General features: G+C 64.4%; 16 protein-coding genes, 1 tRNA gene and 2 pseudogenes. 15 read left to right on the top strand and 4 right to left on the bottom strand.

The window, feature by feature from the left end; genetic code table 11:
* Positions 1–425: 425 nt before the first annotated feature.
* The 12 genes from IVB42_RS04580 (at position 426) to IVB42_RS04525 (ending at position 15,649) form a co-directional block, all read left to right on the top strand.
* Positions 426–1,343 carry an ABC transporter substrate-binding protein gene (locus tag IVB42_RS04580; RefSeq protein WP_247296780.1) on the top strand — a complete coding sequence of 306 codons (918 nt, stop codon included), beginning with the start codon at positions 426–428 and terminating at the stop codon, positions 1,341–1,343.
* Entirely contained in the window at positions 1,343–2,965 is a 1,623-nt protein-coding gene (locus tag IVB42_RS04575; protein WP_247395663.1) for an amino acid ABC transporter permease/ATP-binding protein, read from the top strand. The genes IVB42_RS04580 and IVB42_RS04575 overlap by 1 nt, the downstream gene beginning before the upstream one ends.
* Before the next feature lie 49 nt (positions 2,966–3,014).
* Positions 3,015–4,256, top strand: coding sequence for an acetamidase/formamidase family protein (locus tag IVB42_RS04570; protein ID WP_247395661.1), 1,242 nt, complete (start codon positions 3,015–3,017; stop codon positions 4,254–4,256).
* Between the two features lie 259 nt (positions 4,257–4,515).
* A complete protein-coding gene (locus tag IVB42_RS04565; protein ID WP_018457810.1) occupies positions 4,516–6,849 on the top strand; it encodes an acetamidase/formamidase family protein in 2,334 nt (777 codons plus the stop codon).
* Positions 6,850–6,865: 16 nt separating this feature from the next.
* Positions 6,866–7,249, top strand: a complete 384-nt coding sequence (locus IVB42_RS04560) for a RidA family protein (protein WP_026233445.1) — start codon at positions 6,866–6,868, stop codon at positions 7,247–7,249.
* Between the two features lie 975 nt (positions 7,250–8,224).
* Positions 8,225–8,593, top strand: a complete 369-nt coding sequence (locus IVB42_RS04555; RefSeq protein WP_085349822.1) for a hypothetical protein — start codon at positions 8,225–8,227, stop codon at positions 8,591–8,593.
* A gap of 134 nt (positions 8,594–8,727) precedes the next feature.
* Positions 8,728–8,802: transfer RNA gene (locus IVB42_RS04550), tRNA-Asn, on the top strand.
* A gap of 176 nt (positions 8,803–8,978) precedes the next feature.
* Positions 8,979–9,158 (top strand): hypothetical protein, encoded by a 180-nt coding sequence (locus IVB42_RS04545; RefSeq protein WP_026233446.1) that lies wholly within the window; start codon positions 8,979–8,981, stop codon positions 9,156–9,158.
* A 136-nt stretch (positions 9,159–9,294) separates the two neighbouring features.
* Positions 9,295–9,957 carry a protein-L-isoaspartate O-methyltransferase gene (locus tag IVB42_RS04540; protein ID WP_247296778.1) on the top strand — a complete coding sequence of 221 codons (663 nt, stop codon included), beginning with the start codon at positions 9,295–9,297 and terminating at the stop codon, positions 9,955–9,957.
* Positions 9,958–10,160: 203 nt separating this feature from the next.
* Positions 10,161–11,552 carry a TolC family outer membrane protein gene (locus tag IVB42_RS04535; protein WP_247296776.1) on the top strand — a complete coding sequence of 464 codons (1,392 nt, stop codon included), beginning with the start codon at positions 10,161–10,163 and terminating at the stop codon, positions 11,550–11,552.
* A 306-nt stretch (positions 11,553–11,858) separates the two neighbouring features.
* Positions 11,859–12,632, top strand: a complete 774-nt coding sequence (locus IVB42_RS04530) for a DUF2497 domain-containing protein (protein WP_247395659.1) — start codon at positions 11,859–11,861, stop codon at positions 12,630–12,632.
* Positions 12,633–12,772: 140 nt separating this feature from the next.
* The gene (locus IVB42_RS04525) at positions 12,773–15,649 is read left to right on the top strand and encodes a valine--tRNA ligase (RefSeq protein ID WP_085349819.1); all 2,877 of its coding nucleotides are present in this window, start codon (positions 12,773–12,775) and stop codon (positions 15,647–15,649) included.
* Between the two features lie 2 nt (positions 15,650–15,651).
* Here the strand turns inward: IVB42_RS04525 and IVB42_RS04520 are convergent, their stop codons facing one another.
* Positions 15,652–16,254: a DNA-3-methyladenine glycosylase gene (locus IVB42_RS04520; RefSeq protein WP_247296769.1), complete on the bottom strand. Its 603-nt coding sequence runs from the start codon at positions 16,252–16,254 to the stop codon at positions 15,652–15,654.
* A gap of 130 nt (positions 16,255–16,384) precedes the next feature.
* Between IVB42_RS04520 and lipA the strand changes: the two genes are divergently transcribed.
* Together lipA and IVB42_RS04510 are read left to right on the top strand one after the other, a co-directional pair.
* The gene (gene lipA, locus IVB42_RS04515) at positions 16,385–17,341 is read left to right on the top strand and encodes a lipoyl synthase (RefSeq protein WP_007591147.1); all 957 of its coding nucleotides are present in this window, start codon (positions 16,385–16,387) and stop codon (positions 17,339–17,341) included.
* Between the two features lie 6 nt (positions 17,342–17,347).
* Positions 17,348–17,818 (top strand): type II toxin-antitoxin system RatA family toxin, encoded by a 471-nt coding sequence (locus IVB42_RS04510; RefSeq protein ID WP_018457820.1) that lies wholly within the window; start codon positions 17,348–17,350, stop codon positions 17,816–17,818.
* Between the two features lie 141 nt (positions 17,819–17,959).
* On the opposite strand, the pseudogene IVB42_RS42185 reads toward IVB42_RS04510, so the two are convergent.
* A pseudogene (locus IVB42_RS42185) lies at positions 17,960–18,064 on the bottom strand (cytochrome c4); the annotation flags it as partial.
* On the opposite strand from IVB42_RS42185, the pseudogene IVB42_RS04505 reads away from it, so the two are divergent.
* Positions 18,058–18,192 (top strand): annotated as a pseudogene (locus IVB42_RS04505) (mechanosensitive ion channel domain-containing protein); the annotation flags it as partial. The pseudogenes IVB42_RS42185 and IVB42_RS04505 sit on opposite strands and share 7 nt — an antisense overlap.
* Positions 18,193–18,289: 97 nt before the next feature.
* On the opposite strand, the gene IVB42_RS04500 reads toward IVB42_RS04505, so the two are convergent.
* Positions 18,290–18,901, bottom strand: coding sequence for a CinA family protein (locus IVB42_RS04500; RefSeq protein ID WP_247296767.1), 612 nt, complete (start codon positions 18,899–18,901; stop codon positions 18,290–18,292).
* A gap of 3 nt (positions 18,902–18,904) precedes the next feature.
* Entirely contained in the window at positions 18,905–20,086 is a 1,182-nt protein-coding gene (locus tag IVB42_RS04495; protein ID WP_247395657.1) for a bifunctional 2-C-methyl-D-erythritol 4-phosphate cytidylyltransferase/2-C-methyl-D-erythritol 2,4-cyclodiphosphate synthase, read from the bottom strand.
* Positions 20,087–20,175 lie beyond the last annotated feature (89 nt).

Genomic DNA, 20,175 nt, shown 5'->3' with positions numbered 1-20,175 from the left:
GCCCTGTGGGTTTGTGCGCAGCAAGTGGCTCGCGCGGGCAGGCGAATCCGGCATAGTCGTCCTGTGGATACACCTGTGGGTATGCTGCGGACAGGCTGGGGACGGCGGGGGAAGTGCTTCGGATGTCGGCCGCAGATGCGTCCTTTGATTGTCATATCTCTGTCAAATGACCTCACCGCATGATTCCCTGATCGTGCAGATCGCGGCGTCACGCAAGATCATGTGGTTTCCCCGAATTCGGAATTGCGCGCTACAGCGTCCCGCATTCACGAACAGTTTTTGAGCAGCTGCCTGCCCAAATGGCGGGCTCCCTCCATCCAATTTTTTGTACGCCCGCGGACAAGCTTTCCGGTCCGCTCTCCTCCTAGGCTCGCTTCCGCGATCTGGAACATGGCCATTGCCATGACAATTCGAAGGAGCTGGAGATGGAGAGACCCGTATTGCCCCAGGCGCGGGGGAACGCACGTGCATCGCTGTCTTGGCACAAGGCCGCGCTCGGCGCCGCGGTCACTTTCGGCGCGCTGGCAGCCGCGCCCCTGAGCGCGCAGGCTGCGGCGCCTGCGGCCTGCGCCGCGCTCCAGGACAAATATCCGGACTGGAAGGGCAAGACCCTCGTCAACGCCATCAACCCGCACACGCCGGGCTATGAGACCATCGATCCGAAGGATCCGAGCAAGTATATCGGCTTCGACATCGATCTCGGCGAAGCCATCGGCGAATGCCTCGGCTTCAAGTTGACCTACAAGCCGGTGACGTTCGCGGCGCTCCTGACGACGCTGGCCGCGGGACAAGCCGACATCGTGATTTCCGACATCTACGCCACCAAGGAGCGCGCCAAGGCCGCCGACTTCATCACCTATTCGAAAGTGTTCGACGGCGTGCTGGTCGCCAAGGGGAATCCGAAGGGCATCAACGGCATCAATATGTCGATGTGCGGCGCGGCTGCCGCCGAAAACACCGGCTATGTCGAGGTGCCGCTGATCCAGGCGCTGATGCCCGAGTGCAAGAAGGCCGGCAAGGCCGAGCCGACCATCCAGCTCTACGACAACAACGCCAACTGCATCCAGGCGATTCTTGCCGGTCGTGCCGACACCTATGTCAACGACGTCAACACCGTCGACAGCGCGGTGAAGGCCTATCCGGACAAGCTGGAGAAGGCGACCGCGGTGACGATCCCGTATTCCGTCGGAATCGGCGTTCCGAAGGACAAGCCGAAATTCCGCGACGCCGTGCTCGCAGCCCTGATCGAAGTGCAGAAGGCCGGCACGCATATGGAGCTTCTGAAGAAGCATGGGCTCGATGTGAACAACTTCAAGGAGCCTGACGTTCTGACGGCCGATTGATGTCGCTGTTCCTCCATTACCTGAGCATGCCGTATCTGCTCGAGGGCATCGAGCTCACCCTCGAGGTGACTGCCCTCGGGCTCGGCGGCGGATTGATCCTTGGATTGATCCTCGCCGGCATGCAGCTCTCCCGCTTCTGGCTGCTGGCGGCGATCGCCAGGGCCTACACCGTGATCTTCCGCGGCACGCCGCTGATCCTGCAGATGGTGTTCGCCTACGACGCGTTGCCGCATATCGGCATCAAGCTGCCGGCAGTGCTGGCCGCCGGCCTTGCGCTGGCCTGCAACGAGGCGCCGTTCATCGCCGAGATGCTGCGCGCCGGCGTGCTCGGCGTCGATCGCGGGCAGGTGACGGCCGGCCAGGCGCTCGGCATGACGCCGCGGATCCTGATGTGGCGGGTGATCGCGCCGCAGGCGATCCGGACCATGATCCCGGCCTTCGGGAACGAGGCCGTGAGTGCGCTGAAGAATTCGTCGCTCGCCTCCGTGGTCGCGGTCCAGGAGCTGACCCTGCGCTCGACCCAGCTTGCGTCCTCGACCTTTGACTTCTTCTCGATCTTCTTCGCCTCGGGCCTGCTGTACCTGGTGCTGACCTTTGCCATCAGCATCATCCAGCTTTTCGTCGAATGGTTGCTCGATCTCGATCGCACCAAAGGTCGCCAGCGCAAGCTCGCCGATTATCTACCCTGGCGCCGCGTCGATCTCGCCACCAAGCTCGAACTTGCCGCAGCGACCGTCGACGTCCAAGTGCCTGGACAGGCTGATCTCACCGACACGCCGCCGCCGGCCTTGACCCGCGAGGAACGCACCCGGCGCGCGGCGACGATTTCACGCAACAACATCGCGGTCGAGACCAAGGACCTCACCAAGAGCTACGGCGCGCAAAAGGTGCTTGGCGGCCTCGATCTTACGGTGCGCGTCGGCGAGGTCGTCGCGCTGCTCGGGCCCAGCGGCTCCGGCAAGAGCACGCTGCTCCGCTGCATCAATCATCTCGAAAGCTGGGACGGAGGCACGGTGCGTGTCGGCGGCCGCCGCCTCGGTTTTGGCGACGACGGCAAGCTGCTGCCGCCCCGCGCGATCGCCAATGAGCGGGCAAGCGTGGGCGTCGGCATGGTGTTCCAGCAATTCAATTTGTTCGCCCACCTCTCGGCCAAGGAGAACATCGCCGGGCCCTTGCGCTGGGTGCACGGCATGACCCGCATCGATGCCGATCGCCGCGCCGCCGAGCTGCTCGACCGGGTCGGGCTGTCGCACCGAGCCGACGCGCTGCCGCGGCATCTCTCCGGCGGTCAGCAGCAGCGCGTCGCGATCGCCCGAGCGCTCGCACCGAACCCCAGCGTGCTACTCTTGGACGAGCCGACCTCGGCGCTGGATCCCGAGCTCGTGAGCGAGGTGCTGGAAGTGATCCGGCGTCTCGCCGTCGATGACGGCCTCACCATGATCATCTCGACGCACCAGATCCGCTTCGCAGACGAGGTCGCCGACCGCGTCGCGTTCCTGAGCGGCGGCACGATCATCGAGGAGGGGCCGGCTCACGAGGTGCTCTCCAACCCGCGCAATCCGCTGACCGCGCGTTTCCTCAGCGTGATGGAAGCCGACAAGACTCCGGAGGTGGTGCGATGAGAGCCGCACCCACACCGTTCAAGACCGCGTTTCCAGAAGAGGCCACCTCATGAAGCATGTCACGCTGCCGGTTTCGCCGAAGACCGTCCACTGGGGCTATTTCTCCAAGAAGGTCGCGCCGGCCCTGACCCTGCGCTCGGGCGATCGCGCCACCATCGAGACGCTGACCCATCACGCCAATGATGACTACAAGCGCATGATCCAGGGTGATCCCGGCGCCGAGAGCGTGTTCCAATGGACGCGCGAGCACAAGGCCGTCGCGCGGCGCGGTTCGGGCCCGACCGAAGGCCCGTTCATCCGCGGAGCAGGCGAGGGGATCGGCGTGCATCTCCTCACCGGTCCGGTCGCGATCGAAGGCGCCGAACCGGGCGACATCCTCGAAGTGCGCATCCTCGATATCCGGCCGCGGCCGAGCTGCAGCACCTGTCATGCCGGGCGCTGCTTCGGCTCCAACGTCGCCGCCAATTGGGGCTTTCACTATCACGATCTGATCGAGGAGCCGAAGCCGCGCGAGGTCGTCACCATCTTCGAGCTCGACACGTCAGGCGAGCCCTGCGCCAAAGCGGTCTACAACTACGTCTGGACGCCCCAGACCGACCCTGACGGCATCGTGCATCCGACCATCGATTATCCCGGCGTGCGCGTCGATCACGCCACCATCAAGAAGCGCGAGAACATCCTCACAAGCGTCAGGGTGCCGGCACGGCTGCATTTTGGCACCATGGGGCTCGCGCCGTCGGAGGCCGATTTCGTCAGCTCGATCCCGCCGAGCTATACCGGCGGCAACATCGACGACTGGCGCATCGGCAAGGGGGCGCGGATGTTCTATCCGGTCGCGATCCCCGGCGCCTATTTCTCGGTCGGCGATCCCCACGCCGCGCAAGGCGACAGCGAGCTTGGCGGCACCGCGATCGAAACCTCGCTGACCGGCGATTTCGAGTTCGTCCTGCACAAGAAGGCCGATCTCGCCGGCACCAGCCTCGAAGGTCTCGATCATCCGATGCTGGAGACCGATCAGGCGTGGTCGTTCTACGGCTTCACCTATCCGAACTACCTCGCCGCGCTCGGCGCCGACGCACAGACCGAGATTGCCAACCACTCGAGTCTCGACCGTGCGATGCGCGATGCGTTCCGCAAGCTCAGGAGGTTCCTGATGACCGTGCACGGTTTGAGCGAGGACGAGGCGATTTCGCTGCTATCGGTCGGCGCCGATTTCGGCGTCACCCAGGTGGTCGATGCCAATTGGGGAGTTCACGGCACGATCCGCAAAAACATCTTTCGGTGCGACTGATGGGCCGTAGCCCGGATGGAGCGCAACGCAATCCGGGTTTGTCACGCCGGACTCAAAAGGCCCCCGGATTACGCTTCGCTCCATCCAGGCTACACATCGTGCTCGACGTTGACATCGCGCTCCAACACTTTGAAGAACAGCTCATTTCCAGGATGAGGACGTGACAAAAGACCGTCATTTGCGGCCCCTCGCTGCGACGGATGACCACGTTCGTCTGGCACAGAGGTTGCTTCGATCCACTGCAATCTGGGTCGATCCGATGAGCTTCCGTCCTTTCACGAGCGAGTCCTACGCTCAAGACGACCGCCCCGAAGCCTGGCGGGACGTGCTCGCCGCGGTCGGCCTGCAGCCGGCGGCAGGCCATTGCTTCCTGGATGGGCACGCAACGGCGTCACATCGCCACGCCGCAGGCGTTGCGCTGACGCGCATGGCGGCCGGCGCCCAGACCATCGGTCCGCGTCCGCAGGCCAACGAAGACCTGCCGATTGCGCTGATGCCGGTCGAGGACGGCATGGTGCTCAAGAGCGCCGCCGGCCATCGCATCGTTCCGGTGGGCCATCTCGTGCTGCTGCCGCGGAGCGGGGACTGGAGCATCGTATTCCAGCGCGACATGCGCGCCGTCGTGCTGTCGGTGACCTCGGAGGCGCTGCACGGCCGCCTCTCGGGCAGGCCGCGGCTCGGCGAACCCAGGGTCGTTCCGCCCAGCGGCTTTGCCGATGTCTTCGCGCGCTTGATGGACGCGACCGCGCGCACGCTCGACACGCTGAGCGATGCCGAATGGAATGCGGTCACGCAGTCGCTCGTCGATCTGCTGCTGACACTCGCCCATCAATTGGCGGCTTCGACGTCCGACGCCGGATCGAGCGCGACGCAGTCGGCACTCCTGCACCGGATCTGCCAGACCATCGAACGCCGCCTCGACGATCCCGGACTGGTGCCGGCGCGCGTCGCGCAGGCCGAAGGGATTTCCGAGCGCTATCTGCAAAAGCTGTTCGAGACGGTCGGCGACAACTTTACTCATTACGTTCGCGAGCGGCGGCTGCAGCGCGCCTGGGCCGATCTGTCCAATCCGTCCGAGGCGCATCGCTCAATTTCGGAGATCGCCTACGCCTATGGGTTTGGCGATTCCGCGCATTTCAGCCGCGCCTTCCGCCATCGCTTCGGGCTGCCGCCGCGCGAGTTTCGCCAGCAGGAAGCGGAGCGGGCGACGACCCAGCAGGGGATAGCCGGTCAGCGCGGCTGGCCGCAGGATGCGCTGGCGCAGCTTCGCGTGCACCCGGCGAGCGCCGAGGCGCGCGGCAATCTCGCCCGAACCGACATCGACGAGCCGAGAACGGCCGAACGCAAGCATCATCATCTTCCGATCGAAGCCCACCGTGTTCATTGGGGATATTTCAGTCGCGCGTTACAGCCGCAGCTCGAGATCAATTCGGGTGATACGATCACGATCGAAACGCTAACGCAGCATGCCTCCGATGATCCTGAGCTGATGATCGCGGGCGATACCGCCGCCGAAAGTGTATTCGGTTGGACCAAGGCGAGGAAGAACGTGGATCGCCGCGGCGCGGGTCCGATGGATGCCAGCATATTCGGGCGCGGCGCCGGCGAAGGCTTTGGCGTGCACATCTGCACGGGGCCCGTGTCGGTGAAGGACGCCCAGCCCGGCGACGTGCTGGAAGTCCGGATCCTCGACATCGTACCGCGCACAAGTCGTCATCCGAAACATTCAGGGCGCGTGTTCGGCTCCTCGGTCGCGGCCTGGTGGGGCTATCATTACGACGAATTTCTTTCAGGACCGAAGCCGCGCGAGGTCGTGACGATCTACGAAATCCTGGACGATACCGATGCGCCGCATGCCCGCGCGCTGTATTCCTACCGCTGGGAGCCGCAGACCGACCCGTTTGGCGTGGTGCACGCCACCTACGACTATCCCGGCGTTCCGGTCTTGCCCGGCACCGTGAAGCGCCGCCACGCCGTGCTCGACGGCATCCGCATTCCCTTGCGCCCGCATTTCGGCGTGATCGCGGTGGCGCCGCGCGAGGTCGATTTCATCGACTCCGTGCCACCGTCCTATTTCGGCGGCAATCTCGACAATTGGCGCTTGGGGAAGGGGGCGACCGTCTATCTTCCGGTCTCCGTTCCCGGCGCATTGTTATCGGTCGGCGATCCCCATGCCACGCAAGGCGACGGCGAATTGAGCGGCACCGCGATTGAATGCTCGATGACCGGAACCTTCGAGGTGATCCTGCACAAGAAGGCCGACCTCTCCGGCCAACCCTTCGCCGATCTCTCTTATCCCCTGATCGAAACCGAATCTGATTGGGTCCTGACCGGATTCAGCCATCCCAACTACCTCGCCGAGTTCGGCGCTCAGGGCCAGAGCGAGGTTTACGCAAAGTCCTCGCTCGATCTCGCCATGAAAGATGCGTTTCGCAAGATGCGACGCTTCCTGATGAACGTGAAGGGGTTGAGCGAGGACGAGGCGATCGCGCTGATGTCGGCCGCCGTCGACTTCGGCGTCACGCAGGTGGTCGACGGCAATTGGGGCGTGCACGCGATCATCAGCAAGCGCCTGTTTCTGGACGCGCCTTAAACCGAAGGATACTCCAGTGAAATTCCACATGATCAGCGGCGGACCCAAGCCGGTCGCGCCCTTCAGCCACGCGGTGGAGACCGACGGTTTTGTCTTTGTCACCGGCCAGATGCCGGACACGCCGCAAATCCCGGGCGTGCTGCCGGAGGGCATCGTGGCGCAGACGAGGGCGGTGATGGAGAATTTGAAGGTGGTGTTGGCGGGCCTCGATCTCGGTTTCGAGCACGTCGTGATGACACGCATCTATCTCACGCGTTTCAAGGAAGACTACACCGCGATGAACGAGACTTATCGCGCGTTCTTTCCGCCCGACCGCCTGCCGGCCCGCACCTGCGTCGGTGTCACCGGGCTTGCCTACGACGCGCTGATCGAGATCGACCTGGTCTGCCGCCGGCCGTGAGGAGATGATCCGTAGGCCGGATGGAGCGAAGCGCAATCCGGGATTCGTTTAACGGATACAGGGCCCCGGATTTCGCTTCGCTCCATCCGGGCTACAAGCCCTTGCGTTGCCCGACGGGCAAAACACCCAAACGACGGGTCAATCCGCTCGCGCGAAAAGATTCTACTTTACCGAAATTCGACTCTGGCGTATTCAGTCGCCACCTCATCCCTGTCAGCGGGGCGTATCGCGATCGTCACGAACGCGGGGTGAGCTGCGGTGGACGCTAGTCACATCGGCGCGAAGGGCTTTGCAGGGCGGGCAACCGTGAGCGAAGGCGTCGCGCACACGACCGGTGCTATTAGCGTACGGCAAAACCGTGTCGTCCTGACGCCCGGGGTCTGTGCGTCAAGTCTTGTGGTGATGTCGCTGCCCGACCGGGCACGCAGCATCAGCCATCCGCAAGGCGACGGGGGCAATAGTGCATCGCTCCCCGGGGAGAGCTCGGCATAAGCCGTCAAACCACTGCGCAGGGAAGGCCGTGTGTTGGGCTTCACCTGTATGCCGCTGTGCAGCCTCTTGTAGCGCAACCTTCGCACAGTGGACCGTGGGTGCCAGCCGGCACCCGGTCTTCCCTGCGCCCTCTGACGAGGAGGGTGTACGAAACAAAGCAAAGCTCGGGCGAGCCAAGCCGCGAGGGCGCGAAGCTGTGTCTGCGACAAGAATCATATTCGCGCGGTGCCGGGCGCCCGCCCCGGAGACAACAAACCCCGCGATCTATGAATGCCGGTTCATTGCTGCGGAGAATTCGAATCGATAAGAATTGGCTCGCTGCGCGTCTCGCGTCGTGCAGAGAGCCGGAGGCGGATCGATCGCGTCTTGCACCTTTCGATTGCGCCTCCGACGAATCCTTCGAGGCAACGCCATTGGTTGCCGCGGCGCCTGCGCCGATCGACGTCAGGCACCGAAAGCCCGTTTCGATCGGGGGAATTTCATATGAAGTATTTTCTGTCTGCACTGATCGCGGTCGGTCTATCGATTGCCGCCGCGCCGTCGTACGCGGCTGACGCCCGCAACGTCACTGTCGTCAACGAGACCGGCTATGCCATCAAATTCCTGGGCTTCAACGCCCCGGACGATGGCATGGACGAATGGGACAACGAGTTGGACAAGGTTTTGCAGAACCAGGCGAGCACCTATGTCGAGTTCGACGATGACGACGAAGGATGCGTCTGGAACGTCCGCGTCGACTGGCAGAACTATGACGAGACCGTGCTCTGGAAGAACGTCAACCTCTGCAAGTTCACGGCACTCCGGCTGCGCTACGATTCCGGCACCAAGACCACTTCGTTCGTCGCCGAGTAACTTGACCTGAGGCCGGGCGGAGGAGGGGCCGCGTGCCCTTCCTCGCCGCAATGTGCCAGATAGCGAATTCGTCCTTTGCAAGCGCAAGCGGCTTTGTTATACGCAGCCGCGCGCGAACGACAGGTTCGCCCTTTTCCTCGGTAGCTCAGCGGTAGAGCATCCGACTGTTAATCGGATGGTCGCTGGTTCGAATCCAGCCCGGGGAGCCAAATTCCGCTTCATTTTCAGTAACTTGGGCCCAGACTCTGATCTGGCGTGCGATCTCGTTGCGGCAGATCCTCAATTAGATGTGTACCGTCGCGAGCCGGCATCCTCCCTGGTGACGCCAAAACGACTCAATTGAAATCGAGCTTCCAGAGGCCGGTCCTTTACGGAGCTGATTCCCATGCGAGACATCCAGGTCGACCGTTTCCCGCTGGCCCCCTCCATTCTGCCGGCGGACATCCCCGAACTCAGCGACGACGAATGCCTCGCCTGTCTGGCGCGGGCGGTCGAGACCCACGATTCGGCACGGCTGGACGAAGTCGCCGCATTGATCGGCCGCCTCGCGGTCACGATCGAATAGGCGGCTCACCCTCGACGTTGCGAGTTGCGGAAGGGCCCGGTTTGCGGGCCAAAGCCATGTTGCGTTTTCGCAGGGCCTGTTCCAAAGATGCCGCCAACTTTCGTCCGCGGCATCGTCCGCCTTGCAGGGTCCGCAAATGTCCGTTTTCTCGACGGCGCGCCTAAAAATGGTCGATGGCCAGGTGCGCACCAGTGACGTCACCGACCGTCGTGTTCTCGACGCCATGCTCACGGTTCCGCGCGAGGCTTTCGTGCCCGCCAGCCGGCAGGCATTGGCGTATCTCGACCTCGATCTCGACGTCAGCGAGGGAGGCGCCAAGCGGTTCCTGATCAAGCCGCAGCTGACCGGCAAGCTGCTCCAGGCCGCCGAGATCGGCGAGGATGACGACGTGCTGGTCGTCGGCTGCGCCACGGGCTATCTCGCTGCGCTGACCGCCAAGCTCGCGCGCAAAGTCATCGCGACGGAATGCGATTTGGGCCTGGCGGCAAAGGCCAACGACGCCTTCGCCGCCCTCGGGTTGGCCAACGTGGCCTGCAAGGCCGCGGCCTGCACCGAGGGTGATGCCGCCGCAGGTCCCTATGATGCGATCGTCCTCAACGGCGCCACCGAGGTGACCCCGGCAGGGCTGCTCGGGCAGCTCAAGGAGGGGGGGCGCCTGGTGGGGGTCTCGGCCGAATCCAGGCCGCCGCGAGCCATGATCGTGACCCATACCCACGGCGAATTCGGCCATCGGGCGCTGTTCGATGCCGCAGCCCCGGTCCTTCCGGGGCTGGAACGGGCCGCCGCCTTCGTCTTCTGACGGCTTTGGCCCGTTAAAATCCCGTTCTGAATCAGAAGTGTGGCCGGGATGCTGCACGTGAAGAGTTTCCACCGAGAACACCCCTCAGGTAGTTCCGTCGCGCTTGACCGCGTCCTATGTTGCGGCGGGGCAACGACTCCACTCGTAGACGGTAACCCAGCTCGCGGGCACGAGCCGGGCGTTAGAATGAACGGAATTTTTGGATGCATGGGGTGAAGCTCTTCACCGGAGCAGCGGTTTCGGTCCTGCTGCTGGCGCTTGCCGCGCCGACGCCTGCCTTGGCGGATACGATCGAGGCTGCGCTGGTGCGCGCTTATCAGAACAATCCGCAGCTCAACGCGCAGCGCGCCCAGGTGCGCTCGACTGACGAGAACGTGCCGCAAGCGCTGTCGGGCTATCGCCCCAAGGTCGGGATCAACCTCAGCACCGGCTATCAATATCAGGATATTCAGCAGACGCAGAAGGCTGTGCCGATCCATAGCGACCCGCCCCTTCAGCCCAATAGCGCCAGCCTGACCATCAACCAGACGCTCTATAACGGCAATCAGACCGCCAACAGGACGCGCGTGGCGGAAAGCCAGGTCTCGGGATCCCGCGAGGCGTTGCGTGTGCTCGAGCAGACGGTCCTGCTGCAGGCTGCCACCAGCTACATGGATTATCTTCGTGACTCCGCCACACTCGAAGTTCAGCGCAGCAATGTGCGCGTCCTCGAACAGACGCTCAAGCAAACGCGCGATCGCTTCAATGTCGGCGAGGTGACGCGCACGGACGTGGCGCAATCCGAAGCGCAGCTCGCGGCGGGCAGGACCCAGGCCCTGACGGCCGAATCGAATCTCACGACGACGCGTGCCAATTTCCGCCGGATCATCGGCAACGAGCCGACGAACCTTGCGCCGGGCTCGCCGGTCGATCGTTTCCTGCCCGGGACGCTCGCCTCCGCCGTCGGTCTCAGCCTAGTGGAGAACCCCAACGTCACGGCATCGATGTTCGGCATCGACGTCAATTATCTCCAGGTCAAGATCAACGAAGGCGCGCTGCTGCCGACCCTCACGGTTCAGGCTGGCATCACCCAGTCGTACCAGCAGACCCTGACGGTCTTCCGAACGACGACCGCTTCCGCCATCGCGACCGCCTCGGTGCCGATCTATCAGGGCGGCGCTGAATATGCGCTGATCCGCCAATCGAAAGAGAACTTGGCGCAGCAGCGCCTGAATCTTGAAACCACACGCGATCAGACCCGTGCCAACGTCGTGCAGGCCTGGGGCCAGTTGGAAGCCGGCAAGGCGCAGGTGCAGTCCGCGCAGGCGCAGGTTACGGCCTCCGAGATCGCGCTGAACGGCGTGCGCGAGGAAGCCAAGGCCGGCCAGCGCACCACGCTGGACGTGCTCAACGCGCAGCAGGCGCTGGTCAACGCGCGCGTGGCGCTCGTCACTGCCCAGCACGACCGCGTGGTGGCGTCCTATTCGGTGCTCAACGCGGTCGGCCGTCTCGCGCCGCAGGTCCTCGGCCTCAACACCACGGTCTACGATCCCAGCGTTCACTATCAGCAGGTTCGCGACAGCTGGGCCGGCGTACGCACGCCAGACGGACGCTAGAGTCCCGTAATCATCCGGTCGGCCTCGCAAATAGCCGAGGCCGACCGGTGGTTTACTTGCAATCATCAAAATCCCTGACATAGCCTTGCCAAGAAGATGCGGGTCGATTCGCTCTGCATCCGATGCCGTGTGCGTAAAGCATGAGTGCCGAGGGCAGGGGCGCACCGTTGCACGTTGAGCCGTCATCTGGGGACAAGTCGGGCTGCCACGACGAAAAATGTCGGGCCACCCATCCGGAACCGGCCAATCCTGTTGTGCTTGGTGTAAAACAACGCATGCGAGGGCGTTGATGATGTGGAGTCGGAGATGACGCAGCCTGCAAAGGTCACAGAACCCTCGATGGAGGAGATTCTGGCCTCGATCCGGCGCATCATTGCCGACGATGAGGCCAAGCCGCCGCCGGCGGATGCCGCTAAGCCCGAGAAAGCTGCCGCCCCCGCCGCGTCACCGAAGCCGCAGGTGATCAACGATATTCCGCCATCCAAGGTCGCGCCGCCCAAACCGGCCGCCGAAAAGCCGGCACCGGCTCCGGCCGCAAAGCCGGCAGCGCCGCCGGCCGCCGCACCCGAGGTGGATGCATCCAACAATCAGGACGATATCGACGCGCTGCTGGCGGGGCTCGACGCAGCCACGCCCGCGCCGGAAATCCGTGCTCCCGAGCCGGAGCCCGAACCTGAGCCCGACGTGCTGGAATTGACCGACGATATGGCGCTGGCGATGGAGCCGACGCCGCCTCCGCCGCCGCCGAGCTTCCGCAAGGTCGAGCCGCGCGACGATCTCGAATTCGCCGAATCGCCGCCGCCGCGTCCGACGCCGGCATCCTATGCGCCCGTGGACTTCGATGCGCCGCCGCTGCCGCCCCAACAGCCGATGCTGGCGCAATCGACGGTCTCCGCGGTCGAATCCGCCTTCAATTCCCTGGCCCACACGGTGCTCAGCAGCAATGCGCGAACGCTGGAGGATCTGGTCAAGGAGATGCTGCGTCCGATGCTGAAATCCTGGCTGGACGACAATTTGCCGGGCCTGGTCGAACGCATCGTGAAGGCCGAAATCGAGCGGGTATCGCGCGGCGGCAGGTAGATCGGCCGCAGAGCCCTCATAAAGCCCTGCTTGTGGGTCATATTCTGTCTCCCGACCGGACCGGAAAGCCCTGTTGCCGCCTGGCTTTCCTTTGACCTTTCCGTTGACTTGGACCCCCTGCGCGGCTTTCTAACAGCGCCATGATCGAGAAAAATTACCAGCCCGCCGATATCGAAGCCCGCATGTCCGTCGTGTGGGAGGACAGCCTTGCCTTCAAGGCCGGCCGCCCAGACCGCCGCGACGCTGTGCCCTTTACCATCGTGATCCCGCCGCCGAACGTGACGGGCTCGCTGCACATGGGCCACGCCCTCAACAACACGCTCCAGGACATCCTGTGCCGGTTCGAGCGCATGCGCGGTCGCGACGTGCTGTGGCAGCCCGGCACCGACCATGCCGGCATCGCCACCCAGATGGTGGTGGAGCGGCAGCTGATGGAGCGCCAGCAGCCCAGCCGTCGCGAGATGGGCCGCGAGAAGTTTCTGGAGCGGGTCTGGCAGTGGAAGGCCGAGAGCGGCGACACCATCATCAACCAACTCAAGCGGCTCGGCGCCTCCTGTGACTGGTCGCGCGAACGCTTCACCATGGACGAGGGCCTGTCCAAGGCCGTGGTCAAGGTGTTCGTCGAGCTGCACCGCGACGGCCTGATCTACAAGGACAAGCGGCTGGTGAACTGGGACACCAAGCTGCTCACCGCGATCTCCGATCTCGAAGTGCAGCAGACCGAGGTCAAGGGTAGCCTCTGGTACCTGCGCTATCCGATCGAGGGCAAGATCTTCAGCCCCGAGGATCCCTCGAGCTTCATCGTCGTTGCCACCACGCGCCCGGAGACCATGCTCGGCGATACCGGGGTGGCCGTGCATCCCGACGACGAGCGCTATCAGAAGCTGGTCGGCAAGAACGTGATCCTGCCGCTGGTCGGCCGCAAGATCCAGATCGTCGCCGACGATTATTCCGATCCGGAGAAGGGCTCGGGCGCGGTCAAGGTGACGCCGGCGCACGACTTCAACGATTTCGAGGTCGGCAATCGCCACGGCCTCGCCCGAATCAGCGTCATCGACAAGGAAGGTTGCCTCGATCTCCTCGACAACGAGGATTATCTGCGCGACCTGCCGGAAGGTGCCTCGCAGTTCGCCGAGGAGTTCAACAAGCTCGATCGCTTTGCAGCGCGCAAGCGCATCGTCGAGCGACTGGAATCGTTCGGTTTCGTCGAGCGGATCGAACCTCACACCCACATGGTGCCGCATGGCGACCGCTCCGGCACGGTGATCGAGCCCTATCTGACCGACCAATGGTATGTCGACGCCAAGACGCTGGCGAAGCCCGCGATGGCCGCCGTGCGTTCGGGCGAAACCACCTTCGTGCCAAAGAACTGGGAAAAAACCTATTTCGAGTGGATGGAGAACATCCAGCCCTGGTGCATCTCGCGCCAACTCTGGTGGGGCCACCAGATCCCGGCCTGGTACGGTCCTGATGGCAAGGTGTTCGTCGCCGAGACCGAGGAGGAGGCCGTCAGCCACGCCCTCGGCTATTACGTCGAGCAGGAAGTCATCACGGTCGAGCAGGGCCGCGAGATGGCGCTCGACCGCAACAAGCGTGACGGCTTCATCACGCGCGACGAGGACGTGCTCGACACCTGGTTCTCCTCGGCGCTGTGGCCATTCTCGACCCTCGGCTGGCCCGCAGACGCGCCGGAAGTGCAGCGCTACTACCCGACCAACGCACTGGTGACGGGCTTCGACATCATCTTCTTCTGGGTCGCCCGCATGATGATGATGGGGCTGCACTTCATGAAGGAGGTGCCGTTCTCGACGATCTACATCCACGCCCTCGTCCGCGACGAGAAGGGCGCCAAGATGTCGAAGTCGAAGGGCAACGTCATCGATCCGCTCAGCCTGATCGACCAATATGGTGCGGACGCGCTGCGCTTCACGCTGGCCGCGATGGCCGCGCAGGGGCGCGACATCAAGCTCGCCACCAGCCGTGTCGAGGGCTATCGCAATTTCGCGACCAAGCTCTGGAATGCGTCGCGCTTTGCGGAGATGAACCATTGCGCCGTGCCCGAAGGCTTCGAGCCGGCGAAGGTCAAAGAGACGCTGAACCGCTGGATCGCACATGAGAGTGCGCACACCACGCGCGAGGTGACCGAGGCGATCGAGGCCTATCGCTTCAATGACGCCGCCGGCAGCATCTACCGCTTCGTGTGGAACGTCTATTGCGACTGGTATCTCGAGCTCGCAAAACCCGTGCTACTCGGCCCCGACAGCCCTGCCAAGGCCGAGACCCGCGCCATGGTGGCATGGGCGCGCGACGAGATCCTGAAACTGCTGCACCCCTTCATGCCCTTCATCACCGAGGAGCTGTGGGAGGTGACGGCCAAGCGCGACGGTCTGCTCGCGCTGGCACCGTGGCCGCTGAAGCCGGCCGGGCCGACGCCGGAGCAGCTTGCGATGCTCGCGGCGACGACGGGGCCGACCGACGCGCTCGTCTCGCCGGTTTGGGTGCTGCCGATCTTCGACCATGCCGACTTCACCGATCCCGCGGCCGAGGCCGAGATCGGCTGGGTCATTGACCTTGTCACGCAGATCCGTTCGGTGCGCGCCGAGATGAACATCCCGCCGGCGACCCTCACGGCGCTGGTGCTCGCAGGCGCCTCGGCCGAGACGAAGGAGCGCGCGCCGCGCTGGAGCGACGTCATCAAGCGCATGGCGCGGCTGTCGGACATCTCCTTCGCGGACCGTGCGCCCGACGGCGCGGTCCAGCTCCTGGTGCGCGGCGAGGTGGCCGCGCTGCCGCTGAAGGGCGTGATTGACGTCGTCGCCGAGCGCACGCGTCTGGACAAGGAGATCGGGAAGGCCGACGCCGACATCAAGCGTGCCGAGTCCAAACTGGCCAACGAGAAATTCGTGGCCAACGCGGCCGAGGAGGTCGTCGAGGAGGAGCGCGAGAAGCGCGAGGCCGCGCTCGCCCGCAAGGCCAAGCTGCTCGAGGCGCTGGAGCGGCTCAAGCAGGCGTCGTAAGCTTATTTCGGAAACGGCTTGCTGAGGAATTTCGAGCCCCTGACACCATAGCGCCAGGGCAGCTCGACCGCCTTGGTGATGCCGATCCGGATGCCGGCCGCCACCTCGACGTCCTCCGTCCGCGCATGCAGCGCGATCGGCGGACGGTCGAGCGGCAAGGCATTGTGCGCGATGGTGATGCCGAGCGCTTCGGTCAGCTTGCCCGGGCCCGAGCACAACGTGTGCAAATCCTGGAGATGGCGGCGCCGCCGCATCGCGGCGATTCCGTGGGTCGGCTCCAGCGCGCGGATCAGCACGGCGCTGGCCGAGCCTTCTTCCTCGCAGACGAAGTTCACACACCAGTGGATGCCGTAGGAGCGGTAGACATAGGCAAAGCCGGGCGGGCCGAACATCACCTGGTTCCGCGGCGTCGGGCCATTGTAGGAGTGCGCCGCCGGCTCGGTATGATGATAGGCCTCGACCTCGACGATGATCCCGCCAACGCCGTTGACCAGCATGGTCGCACCGATCAGATCGGGCGCGACCTCGTGGACGCTGCGCGCGAAAAAGGTACGCTTCAGGGCTTTGCCGGGCCGAGGAGTAGAGGTCTTCGAGACTGGAGCCATTCGAGGTGAGAATCGCCAGAGAACAGAGCAGGATATTGCCCATATCTGCCATGTTCCCTGAAGCGGTGCGAGCCGGGTTGCGATGCCCGGCCAGACCGACTAGGTAGGACTTGGTCAGACCGGACACCCCATGGTCGTTATCGTCGATACCATCTCGAACCCGCTGCGCCCACGTCACCCCGAAAAGGTGAACCGGCCCGATTCCGCCTCGCCGCCGAAGCCGGACTGGATCCGCGTACGCGCGCCCAACACCCGCGGCTATGCCGACACGCGCAACATCGTGCGCGCCAACGGCCTGCATACGGTGTGCGAGGAGGCGGGCTGCCCGAATATCGGCGAGTGCTGGGACAAGAAGCACGCGACCTTCATGATCATGGGCGACACTTGCACCCGCGCCTGTGCCTTCTGCAACGTCAAGACCGGCATGCCGAACGCGCTTGACGCGGCCGAGCCGCAGAACGTCGGCGAGGCCGTGGCCAAGCTCGGGCTTGCCCATGTCGTCATCACCTCCGTCGACCGCGACGATCTCACTGACGGCGGCGCCGAGCATTTCGCCCAGACCATCCGCGCGATCCGCGCCGCGTGCCCCTCGACCACGATCGAGATCCTGACGCCCGACTTCCTGCGCAAGGAGGGGGCGCTGGAGGTCGTCGTCGCGGCGAAGCCCGACGTGTTCAACCACAATCTCGAGACCGTGCCGTCGTGCTATCTCACGGTGCGGCCGGGCGCGCGCTATTTCCATTCGATCCGGCTGTTGCAGCGGGTCAAGGAGCTCGATCCCACCATCTTCACCAAGTCCGGCATCATGGTCGGCCTCGGCGAGGAGCGCCACGAGGTGCAGCAGGTGATGGACGATCTGCGTTCCGCCGACGTCGATTTCCTGACCATCGGGCAATATCTCCAGCCGACCCGCAAGCATCACGCCGTGATGCGCTACGTGCCGCCGGACGAGTTTTCGTCCTACGAGAAGGTCGCCTACACCAAGGGTTTCCTGATGGTGTCTGCGAGCCCGCTCACCCGTTCGTCGCATCATGCCGGCGAGGATTTTGCGAAACTGAAGGCCGCGCGGGCAGCAAGCGCCCGCTGAATCGCCATGCCCAATTTTTCGAGCAAGCGTCGTGTCGATCACAGCGCGTCCGAGATGTTTGATCTGGTCGCTGACGTCGAGCGCTACCCGGAATTCGTGCCGCTGTGCAGTGCGCTGAAGGTCCGTCAGCGCATGGCGAAACCCGACGGCACCGAGGTGCTGGTCGCGGACATGACGGTGTCGTTCAAGCTGGTCAGGGAATCCTTCACCAGCCGCGTGACGCTCGACCGCGCCAATTTGAAGATCCTGGTCGAATATCTGCAAGGTCCCTTCAGCAATCTGGAAAACCGTTGGACGTTCGAGCCCAAAGGCGAGAGCGTTTGCGATGTCGGCTTCTTCCTTGCCTACGAGTTCAAGAGCCGCATGCTGGCGCTCCTGATGGGCTCGATGTTCGACGCCGCGTTCGCGCGATTTTCCATCGCCTTCGAGAAGCGGGCGGATGCGATCTACGGACGGCGGAAGCTGGTGTCGTCGTAGTGGTTGCGGACGGGCACGCTCTCTCCTCCGTCATTGCGAAGAGCCCTTGCGACGAAGCAATCCAGAATCCCTCTGCGGAGAGACTCTGGATTGCTTCGCTGCGCTCGCAATGACGATGGGGAAGGCAGGCGTGCCAAAATTTCAATCCACCGCCTTCACGACATCCGGCGGCTGCGAGGCATAATACGCAGCGGCCTGCTCGATCTCCAGCGGCGTCATCGCACGGGCAATGTTGCGCATCTCTCGCCGTTGGTCTGGCATTACAGGGCCCACTCTCCAACATCGCCGCCGGCGTCATGCTGCTGCTGTTTCGACCCTTCCACATCGGCAATGACGTCGAGGTCACCGGCATGGCGGGGAAGGTCAAGTCGCTACGGGCTGGTGTGGGGCGCAGCCATCGTCAATCACAGTGCGATCAAGCAGTGCGTGCTCGATCACGTGAGTGCTTAACTCGCGGCTGCGTAAGGGATCTCACCCCCGCGGTGAGCGCGGCGGCCTGCGCTTCACCGCGTGCCGGCGCGGTGATCGTGTCACGCGCGGGCGCAGGCGGGTTACTGCGGCGGCACGTTTCGGCTTGGCCGTAACTTGCTGGCCGCGGGCGAGATCCATCAGCATGCGCAGCGCCTCGACCACGGAGCGCTGACGCACGGCGGTGCGGCCGATGGCGCCAAAGCGATGCTCGCGATGGACGATGCGTCCGTCGCGCGCGGCGGCGGCGAAATGCACGAGGCCAACCGGCTTGCCGGGCGTGGCGCCGCCGGGGCCGGCAATGCCGGTGATAGCGACTGCAAGATCGACGCCGGCACGCTCCAGCGCGCCGACCGCCATGGCTGTTGCCGTCTCCCTGCTGACGGCGCCGAAATTGGTGAGCGTGCTTGCCTCGACGCCGAGCATCGCGCGCTTGGCGTCGTTGGAATAGGTGACGAAGCCGCGATCGATGACGTCGGAAGAGCCGGGGATGTCGGTCAGCGCACCGGCAACCAGGCCGCCGGTGCAGGATTCCGCGGTCGCGATCGTCAGCTTGCGCATCCGGCACAAATCGAGCAGCGAGCGGGAGAGGGCGCGTGCGTCGCTGCCGGCCATGGCCTAGACACTCCAGGGCAGACGGATGGTGGCGCTCGCGGTGGCCGCGATGCCTTCCTCGCGGCCGGTGAAGCCGAGCCGCTCGCTGGTGGTCGCCTTGACCGCGACGCGGGAGATGTCGACGCCGGAAATCTCGGCGATGCGCGCGCGCATGGTCTCGCGCAAGGGGCCGATCTTCGGCCGCTCGCAGATCATGGTCACCTCGAGATTGGCGATGCGGCCGCCGCGCTGGGTGACGCGCTCGATGGCGTATTGCAAAAACTGGTCGGAGGAGGCGCCTTTCCACGTCGCGTCGCTGGGCGGAAAGTGCGATCCGATGTCGCCGTCAGCGAGCGCGCCCAGGATGGCGTCGACCAGCGCATGCAGGCCGACATCGCCGTCGGAATGGGCCAGGAAGCCTTTGGTGTGCGGCACGCGCACGCCGCATATCATGAGATGGTCGCCCTCGCCGAAGGCGTGGACGTCGTAGCCCGTGCCGGTCCTGATGTCGCCGAGCAGGCTTGCCAGCCGCGCTTCCTCGCGCACGAAATCCTCGGGAGTGGTGAGCTTCATATTGGCAACATCGCCTTCAAAGGTTGCAACCGTCAATCCCGCCCATTCGGCGATCGCGGCATCGTCGGTGAAATCGCTGCGCCCGTCCTTGGCCGCGCGACGATGCGCTTCGAGGATGACGTCGAAACGAAAGGATTGCGGCGTCTGCGCAATTCGCAACCGCGCCCGGTCCGGCGTGTCCTCGACATTGTCATTCTCGCCGGTGATCTTGATGGTGTCGGTGACGGGAACGACGGGGATCGCGGCGCCGGTGCGGCTGGCCGCATCGATCGCGCGGGTGATCACGCCTTCCGAAACGAAGGGTCGCGCGGCGTCGTGGATCAGGACGATGTCGGGCTTGTGCCTGGCGAGCGCTTCGAGACCGGCGAGCACCGAGGCCTGCCGGGTCGCGCCGCCATTGACCGGCGCCTCGTGGCCGAGCCCTGCGACCGCCGCCGTGAACATGGCGCTGTCGTCCGGGTTCACGACTGGCTGAACTGCGAACACGTCCGCATGACGGCTGAAGGCCTCCATGGCGCGATAGATCACCGGCACGCCGCCGATCTCGCGATATTGCTTGGGGCCACCGGCGCCTGCGCGCAGGCCGCGTCCGGCAGCGACGAGGACGACTGCGGTGCGCTGTGATTTCGCCATAGGACTCAAATACTCATTTGGTGATGAAGAGAGTCGGGGGTGGGGTGATCGCCGCATGCCTCTAGCACGGCAGGCCCGCAATAAAAGGG

The sequence above is a fragment of the Bradyrhizobium sp. 45 genome (genome assembly GCF_023073155.1).
In the GTDB taxonomy this organism is placed as follows: domain Bacteria; phylum Pseudomonadota; class Alphaproteobacteria; order Rhizobiales; family Xanthobacteraceae; genus Bradyrhizobium; species Bradyrhizobium canariense_D.
The sequence above is the reverse complement of the archived record's forward strand: the minus strand, read 5'-3'. Positions and strand labels throughout refer to the sequence as shown.